General features: G+C 73.4%; 6 protein-coding genes and 1 pseudogene. 4 read left to right on the forward strand and 3 right to left on the reverse strand.

The genetic code is table 11. The annotated features are described in order from the left end of the window. Nucleotides 1-386: 386 nt before the first annotated feature. The 3 genes from ACFV3R_RS22990 (at nt 387) to ACFV3R_RS23000 (ending at nt 3,490) form a co-directional block, all read left to right on the forward strand. Nucleotides 387-905 carry a lytic polysaccharide monooxygenase auxiliary activity family 9 protein gene (locus tag ACFV3R_RS22990; protein WP_385586142.1) on the forward strand — a complete coding sequence of 173 codons (519 nt, stop codon included), beginning with the start codon at nt 387-389 and terminating at the stop codon, nt 903-905. 107 nt (nt 906-1,012) lie between these two features. Continuing rightward, entirely contained in the window at nt 1,013-1,738 is a 726-nt protein-coding gene (locus tag ACFV3R_RS22995; protein ID WP_385586145.1) for a chitinase, read from the forward strand. Nucleotides 1,739-1,915: 177 nt separating this feature from the next. Next, nucleotides 1,916-3,490, forward strand: coding sequence for a peptide MFS transporter (locus tag ACFV3R_RS23000; RefSeq protein WP_385586148.1), 1,575 nt, complete (start codon nt 1,916-1,918; stop codon nt 3,488-3,490). Nucleotides 3,491-3,572: 82 nt separating this feature from the next. On the opposite strand, the gene ACFV3R_RS23005 is transcribed toward ACFV3R_RS23000, so the two are convergent. After that, nucleotides 3,573-5,345 carry an MFS transporter gene (locus ACFV3R_RS23005; RefSeq protein ID WP_385586151.1) on the reverse strand — a complete coding sequence of 591 codons (1,773 nt, stop codon included), beginning with the start codon at nt 5,343-5,345 and terminating at the stop codon, nt 3,573-3,575. A gap of 452 nt (nt 5,346-5,797) precedes the next feature. Here ACFV3R_RS23005 and ACFV3R_RS23010 point away from each other — a divergent pair, with 452 nt between their 5' ends. Then, nucleotides 5,798-6,328, forward strand: a complete 531-nt coding sequence (locus ACFV3R_RS23010; protein ID WP_385586154.1) for a GNAT family N-acetyltransferase — start codon at nt 5,798-5,800, stop codon at nt 6,326-6,328. A gap of 204 nt (nt 6,329-6,532) precedes the next feature. Here the strand turns inward: ACFV3R_RS23010 and ACFV3R_RS23015 are convergent, their stop codons facing one another. Both ACFV3R_RS23015 and ACFV3R_RS23020 read right to left on the reverse strand, forming a co-directional pair. After that, nucleotides 6,533-7,219, reverse strand: coding sequence for an aminoglycoside phosphotransferase family protein (locus tag ACFV3R_RS23015; RefSeq protein ID WP_385586157.1), 687 nt, complete (start codon nt 7,217-7,219; stop codon nt 6,533-6,535). A gap of 312 nt (nt 7,220-7,531) precedes the next feature. After that, a pseudogene (locus ACFV3R_RS23020) lies at nt 7,532-7,776 on the reverse strand (hypothetical protein); the annotation flags it as partial.

Below are 7,776 nucleotides of genomic sequence, written 5' to 3' on the forward strand. Positions count from 1 at the left end.
GAACCGGCCGGCCCGGACGGCGGCCGCACCCGCCCGCCGCACGGCGGACGGGAGCCGGGGCGCGCCGGGGAGCGTGCGACGGAGGGGCGAGGGGGCGCATCCGGGGCGGCGCGCTACGAGCGGCGGGACCTTCGACCCACCCCTTCCCCCGCCGACGCCGGACGGCGCGGCATGCACACCCGGGGCGGCAACACCTTGACAGGCTCACGACTACTTGTATGGTCTAGTCCAAGCAAAAAGCGTTTCAAGCAAGGGAGTTCACCTGCATTCCGGGTGAACATCCCGCTATCCCTTCGCGCCTCTTGGCCCCACCCACGAGAGGCCGACCTGGATATGCGCCCCGTGATTCCGCGCGTTCCAGGAAGACCTGAAGTGAAGGAGTACGCATGAAAGCCAGGAAGAAGACGGCTGCGCTCATCGGGGCGGCCCTGGCCCCGGTACTCGCCCTGAGCCTGCCCGCGGGTTCGGCGAGCGCGCACGGGTACATCTCCACCCCGCCCAGCCGTCAGGCGCAGTGTGCGGCGGGCACCGTGTCGTGCGGGGAGATCACCTACGAGCCGCAGAGCGTCGAGGGGCCGAAGGGGCTGACCAGTTGTAGCGGCGGAAACAGCCGATTCGCGGAACTCGACGACGACTCCAAGGGCTGGGTCGCCACGCCCGTTCCCCGCAACACCACTTTCCAGTGGAAGCTGACTGCCCAGCATGCCACCAGCACCTGGCAGTACTTCGTCGGCAGCCAGAAGGTCGCCGAGTTCAACGACAACGGCGCCAAGCCCGGCGCCACGGTCACGCACCAGGTCGACTTCGGCTCGCTGTCCGGGCGCCAGAAGGTGCTGGCCGTCTGGAACATCGCCGACACGGCGAACGCCTTCTACGCCTGCATCGACGTGAACATCGGCGGCTGAGGCACCCGCCCGGCAACGACAGTGCCGCGGGCCCGCCCCCACCGGCCCCCGGGCCGACGGCCCGCGGCGCCGCACCCCCCACACTTCTCCACCGATCGGAGTGGCTCATGCGCCGCCGTATCCTCGCACTGCTGACCGCCGCCGGCTCCGCCGCCGCCCTGGCCCTGCTGACGCCGGCCGCCCCCGCGTCCGCCGCCAAGGCCGGCACCCAGGCGGGATTCGTCGTCTCCCAGGCCCAGTTCGACCAGATGTTCCCTGGCCGGAACGCCTTCTACACCTACGACGGCCTCACGGCCGCGCTCAGCGCCTACCCCGGCTTCACCGGCACGGGCAGCGACACGGTGCGCAAGCAGGAGGCGGCGGCCTTCCTCGCGAACGTGAGCCACGAGACCGGCGGGCTGGTCTACGTCGTCGAGCAGAACACCGCCAACTACCCGCACTACTGCGACACTTCCCAGCCCTACGGCTGCCCGGCCGGAAACGACAAGTACTACGGACGCGGACCGATCCAGCTCAGCTGGAACTTCAACTACAAGAGCGCGGGCGACGCACTCGGCATCGACCTGCTCGACAACCCGGACCTGGTGCAGAACGACGCCGCGGTCGCGTGGAAGACGGGCCTGTGGTACTGGAACACGCAGACCGGTCCCGGCACCATGACCCCCCACAACGCGATGGTCAACGGCGCCGGCTTCGGCGAGACGATCCGCAGCATCAACGGAAGCCTGGAGTGCAACGGGGGAAATCCCGCGCAAGTGCAGAGCCGCATCGACAACTACAAGAAGTTCACCCAGATCCTGGGCGTCGACCCCGGCTCCAACCTGAGCTGCTGAGTTCGCACGGCCCGTCCGGCCACCTCGGGGCACACGTCGTGACGTGTGCCCCGAGCCTGTTCCCGGCAGCCGGTCGCCACCACCGGACACCTCTCGTGTCCGGGCGGGCATGAGGTCCGCCGCTCCCGGGCACCCGTCGCGGAATCGGTGGTCACGGGCGGGGAGGGTGAGCCAGAGGTGAAAGGGCGTAGCGGGCGGACCGGCGGAGGAGGGCTCCTCGACCAACCCCGGGGCCTGGCCGTCCTCTTCTTCACCGAGGCATGGGAGCGCTTCTCCTACTACGGGATGAAGGCCATCCTTCTCTTCTACCTCTACGACCGGGTCCGCGACGGCGGCCTGGGCATGGAGCCGGCCTCGGCCGCGTCCCTCATCGCGGTCTACGGCGCGTGCGTCTACCTGGCGGCGATCGGCGGAGGCTGGGTGAGCGACCGGCTCCTCGGGCCGCGGCGGGCCACCGCATACGGGGGCGTCGCCATCATGGTGGGTCATGTCTGCCTCGCGCTGCCTGCGGGCCGGAACGCCCTGTACGCGTCCATGGTGTTCATCGTGATCGGCACCGGGCTGCTCAAGCCGACCGTGACCACCTCGGTAGGCGCGCTCTACGCCCCCGACGACGTCCGCCGCGACGCCGGGTTCAGCCTCTACTACATGGGCATCAGCGTCGGTGCGGTGCTCGCCCCGCTGGTGGTGGGCACCCTCGGTCAGCACTACGACTACCACCTGGGATTCGGGGCGGCGGCCGTCGGCATGGCCGCCGGGCTGGTGGTCTACAGCCTCGGTCGGCGCCACCTCGCCGGCAGCGACCTGCGGCCCGGCAACCCGCTGCACCGCTCCGAGGTCCGTCCCCGCCCCCTGTCGGCCGCCCTCGGCGCCGCGCTGTTCCTCGGGGTGGCCGCCGTACTGCTCGACCGGGCCGGCCTGCTGACGGCGGACCTCGTCGTCGACGCCATCAGCGCCCTGGCCGTGCTGCTGCCCGCCGCCTACTTCACCACCATGCTCCGCAGCCGCCGCACCTCGCCGGCGGAGCGGTCCGCGGTCCGGGCCTACATCCCGTTGTTCGTCGCCGCGGTCTTCTTCTGGCTGGTCCAGGAACAGGGCGCCAGCGTCCTGGCCCAGTACGCCGACCGCAGCACCGACCTGGACGCCCTCGGCTTCCCCCTCCCCTCGTCCTGGTTCCAGTCCACCGGCTCCTTCGTCCTCATCTGCCTCACGCCGTTCTTCGCCGCCGCCTGGATGCGGCTCGGCTCCCGGCAACCGGCGCCGGCCACCAAGTTCGGCCTGGGGCTGACGTTCGCCGGGGCCTCCTACGCCCTGCTGGTCATCCCGTCGCTGGGCGGGGGCAGGAGCAGTCCGCTGTGGCTGTTCGGCAGTTTCGCCCTCGTCACCGTCGGCGAGATCCTCCTCTCCCCCGTCGGCCTGTCCCTGACCACCAGGGTGGCGCCCGCGGCGTTCGTCACCCGGACCACCGGTCTGTGGCTGGCCTCCAACGCCGCTGGGCAGGGGGTCTCCGCGCAGATCGTGCGCTTCTACGACCGGGCGCACGCCCCCGCCTACTTCGGCGTCGTCGGGTGCGCCTGCCTCCTGGTCGGTGTCGCCGTGCTGCTCGCCGGCCCCGCACTGACCCGGCGCATGGCGGCGGCGACCGCCGACCGGGCCGAGGAAGCCGCTGCGGCGAGCGGGGGCCTGGACCAGGTCGGGCCCGGCCCGCTCCCCTCCCCCACCTCGCACGGTCCGGAGCCGGCCGACCGCTGACGGCCCCGCCCTCCCGGGCGGTGGACGGTCACCGGCAACCCGGCCTCCCTCACCTGGCTGAGGAACCGGCGGCGGACTCCCCTCACGGGCGGCCCCGCACCGTCGTCGCGTCGGTTCCGCTGCGGTGCTCCTGGTGCGGTGCGGCCGTGGGTGACCGCGGCGTGACCACCCGCGCCGGGGCACGTTCCGCGCTCGTCTCGCCGTCCGCACCGAGGGGGTGCCCGCCGGGAGCAGCGGGCACCGTCGGCTCCGTGCTCGCCGCCTCCTGCACGGCCTCGGCCTCGCCGGCCGAGGCCGTCGAGGTGGGGTAGGGGACGGGCCGTCCGCACAGCGCGACGGCGCCGAGCGTCAGGAGCAGACACATGGCGGCGACGCCCCAGAACACGACGGACTGCCGCCCCACCTGGATGATGGGCGCGGCGACGAAGACCACCGTGGCGCTGGAGACCAGGGCTGATGTGGCGAAAAACGAGACGGTGGTGGCCCGGGCGTTCTCCGGGACGAGTTGGGGGGCCCAGGTCTGCAAGGTCGTGTGCAGCATGCTCCACGCGAACCCCAGCAGCACGGCGGCCACCAGGAACGTCGGGGCGTGCAGTCGCAACGAGGCCACCAGGGCCGCCGCGATGCCCAGGTGGCCGCCGGTGAGCAGCAGGAAGCGCGCGGAACGCAGCCGGGCCTGGTGCTGCACCAGCACCGCGCCGAGCAGCACGCTCAGCCCGTAGGACGCCGTGACCGGGGAGACGGCCCGGTCCAGTCCCCGGGCGGACAGTGCGGGGGCGAACAGCGAGGGCAGTCCCAGCATCACCGCGCCCTCGGCCCACCCCAGACAGAACACGCCCCAGAACCCGGGCAACCGCACCACCCGTTGCAGCGACAGGCGGCCCGCGCAGCGCTCGGCGCTCGCCGGCCGGGAGTGGGCCGAGCGACGTCCGGCCGGGCGCAGCAACGCGGTCCACCGGGTGGGCGAGCCGGCGTGCGAGAACGGGCGCCGGTTGCCGGGCGCCCCTGCCGCCCCCGGAGGCCGCCGTCCGGTGTGGGCCCCGCGGCCGCGGCGGGTGCCGGCGGTGCGCAGGCCGGGACGGGGACCGCCGGCGTGTCGGGCCCGTCGTACCGGTTCCGTGGCGACGGGCCACCTGGCGTGCCGGCCCGTCGAACGCCGTGCACGGGCCGCGTGCCTCCGCAACCGCCACCGGACGAACCAGCGTGACGCGCCGCTCGGGGGAGAGCCGCGCGACAGCACCGGCAGCCCGAGGCCCACGCAGGCGGCCCCCACCGTCAGGGCGAGGCCGACCAGCAGGGCCGACCGCCAGTACCCCGCCGCGGCCAGCGCGCCGACCCACAGCGGGGTGAGCATGGCGCTGACGGAGGTGACCGCCATGAGGGCGGCGAAGCCACGTTGGCGCAGCCAGGCGTCGTCCACCGCCTCGTAGTACGCGGCGATGACAGGGTTCACGACCGCGAAGCCGATGCCGCTCACCGCCCGCGACGCCACCCAGCTCGCCGGGCCCGTCGTCGTCGCCGCCGCGACGCCGCTCGCCGTCGCCAGGAGCAGTCCGATGCTCACGACACGCAGGCCGCGCCGCTCCACCACCCTGGCCCAGAACGGCAGCGCCAGCCCGTAGCCCATGGTGTAGGCGCTCACCGCGTAGGTGACGGTGTCCACGGTGGTGTGCATGGCCGCGGCGATCGTGGTCAGCAGAGGCGCGGCGAGGTGCCAACTGACGTTGTCCGCCACAGCGACGAACCGGAGGCGGCCCTGGCCCGGAAGGCCACCCCGGGGGCGGGAGGCCCGGCTCGGCGCGCTGAGCGCACGGGCGCGTACCCACAGCGGGCCGGTGGCGCCCGCGCGCTTCACGGCCGTTCCCGGTACGGGGCCGCCAACGTTGTCATCAGGCTCTCCTCACGCTCCGACAACCGGTCACGCTGTGAAATCGACGCCGGGCTGCACCAGGAGCCGCAGCCGCCCGAGGACCGGGGCGGGAACCGGGAAGCCGGGAACCTCCCCACCTGATACGTGCCCTCACCGGTCAACGCGAGGACGCACCACCAAGGCACGGCATTGCGTTCGCGAACATCAGGGCGGAGGGTGGCCCGTGTGAGTGAGAAGGCACGGCGGGACGGAGGGTGCTTGCCCGGGCCCGTCCGCTTCCGGCTCCTGCCCGACCGGCGAGCGGCGAAGGTTGCCCGAGGACTGTCCCCGTGGTCCCCGGCGGGCTCCCGACGCCCGGCACGGCGCCTCGCCCCGTCGCCGAATCGTCCGCCCACACCCGGAATGCAGGCGACTCTCCACCCCCTTAGGCTTCCGCCGTGAACGACACCTCACCCGGCATACGGATCCGACCGGGGGGCCCGGCCGACGCGCCGGCCGTCCTGGACATGCTCGACGCGGCGGTGGCCTGGATGAACGCCCGCGGCAACACCGAGCAGTGGGGCACGACGCCGTACTCGCGGAAGCCCGGTGGGGTGGCGCGGGTCGAGCGGTACCTGACCGAGAACGACCCGCACATCGCGGAGTGGGACGGCGTTCCTGTGGGGGCCGTGGTGTTGGATGACGGGCCCAGCCCGCAGATGCCGGTTCCGCCGGCCGGGGAGCCCGAGCGCTACGTCCGGCTGCTGGTCTCCGACCGACGGCATGCCGGCCGGAGCATCGGGGCGAGGCTACTGGCGCACGCCGCCGAGGAGGCGCGACAGGCCGGGGTGGGGTTGCTGCGGGTGGACTGCTGGGCAGGGGGTGGTGGTGCACTCGTGGCGTTCTACGTGCGCAACGGTTTTTGTCCCACCGAGTCCTTCATGGCGGGGAGTTGGCCGGGGCAGGTGCTGGCCCGGCGTCTCGGCTGACCCGCACCCGCAGCCCCGCTGACGGACCCGGCCCGGCCACGGCGCGCCGACCTCGACCGGCTCTCCCCCACCGGGGCGCTCCGGGCAGGGGACGCGGCCTAAGCGCCCCCTGAGACGACGTGGCGAGGCAGGGCGGGCGGGACGCCCAGGGGACGGCCTGCCCAATGCGTCGGACCACGACTGGGCAGTCGGGCCCGGGCAGCCTCACATCCGGGATCTCAGTACGTCGACCTCACAGCCGGGCGCGGACGGGTCGAAGCCGTGCTCGATCAGCCAGCGCACCCCCAGCAGGCTCCGCAGCGACCACCAAGCGTGGATCACGTCGATGTCGGCCTCGGTGCCGTAACCGGCGATGACGTCGTCGAGGTGCTCCTCGTGTCCGAGCGTGAAGGTGGCGAGGTCGTACAGGGCGTCGCCCCGGCCTGCCTCGGACCAGTCGATGATGCCGGTGACCTCGCCCCCGTCGACGAAGACGTGGGCGACCTGCAGGTCGCCGTGCGTGAACGCGGGAGTCCACGGGCGGAACGCAACCTCGGCGACCTGACGGTTTCGGGTGACCAGGTCGGCGGGCAGGAGGCCCTTCCTCACGAGCAGCTCGCACTCCTCGTCGAGTTCCGCCGCCAGCGCGACGTTGCTCCGTCCGGCCCGGCCCGGCCGTGGCGGCAACGGCGCGTCGTACAGGGTCCGGATGGCGGCGCCTGCCGCGGCCCACTGTGCCGGCGCCCCGGTCGACGGCCCGCCGAGGCGCGCCAGCGGTGCCCCAGGGAGCGCGGCGATCGCGAGCACGGGCGGCCTGCGCCACAGGACCGCCGGGGTCGGGACCGGGGCGAGGGACATCGCCTCGACCTCGACGTCGATGCGCGCCTGGTCGGCGTCGACTTTCAGGAACACGTCGCCGACGCGACGTCCCCGGCGGTCGGGTGGCGCCCCGGGAGGGGGCCGGCACCGCCCCCGCCGGCGACGTCCCGGGCGAACCCACGGTCCGGGAACGGCTGATCGTGGCCGGCATGGCGCGGAAACGGTAGCGGGGGCGGTGGGGCGGACCAACCGTGCCGGACCGGTGGGGGCGAGGGGCAGGGGCTCGGCGCAAGCCTGCAACCAGCGGGCCTTGTCCCACCGCCCCTCGGCATCCGTCAGGCCGGCCGCCCCGTGCCCGTCTCCCCGGCCCGGCACGGAGCGGTCGCACGGGCAGCCCGGCGGTTCCTAGCCTTCCACCTCGTACTGCCCGGTCACCCGGAAGTACCGCAGGGCCTCCGGGGAGCCGTCGTCGAGGGCCGCGCCGGCGGCAGCGCGCAGCGCGTCGCTGATGTCGGGGTCGGCAAGCATGGTGGAGATGTAGACGGCGTCGTCCTCGGCCTGGGCCAGCCGGTACCCGGTCTCACGGAAGGCGCGGGCCGCCTCCGGGGAGTTGGCGTCCAGAGCCTCGTTGCAGCCCTTGATGACGGCCT

Origin of the sequence: Streptomyces sp. NPDC059740 (genome assembly GCF_042733155.1) — a bacterium.
GTDB lineage: Bacteria > Actinomycetota > Actinomycetes > Streptomycetales > Streptomycetaceae > Streptomyces.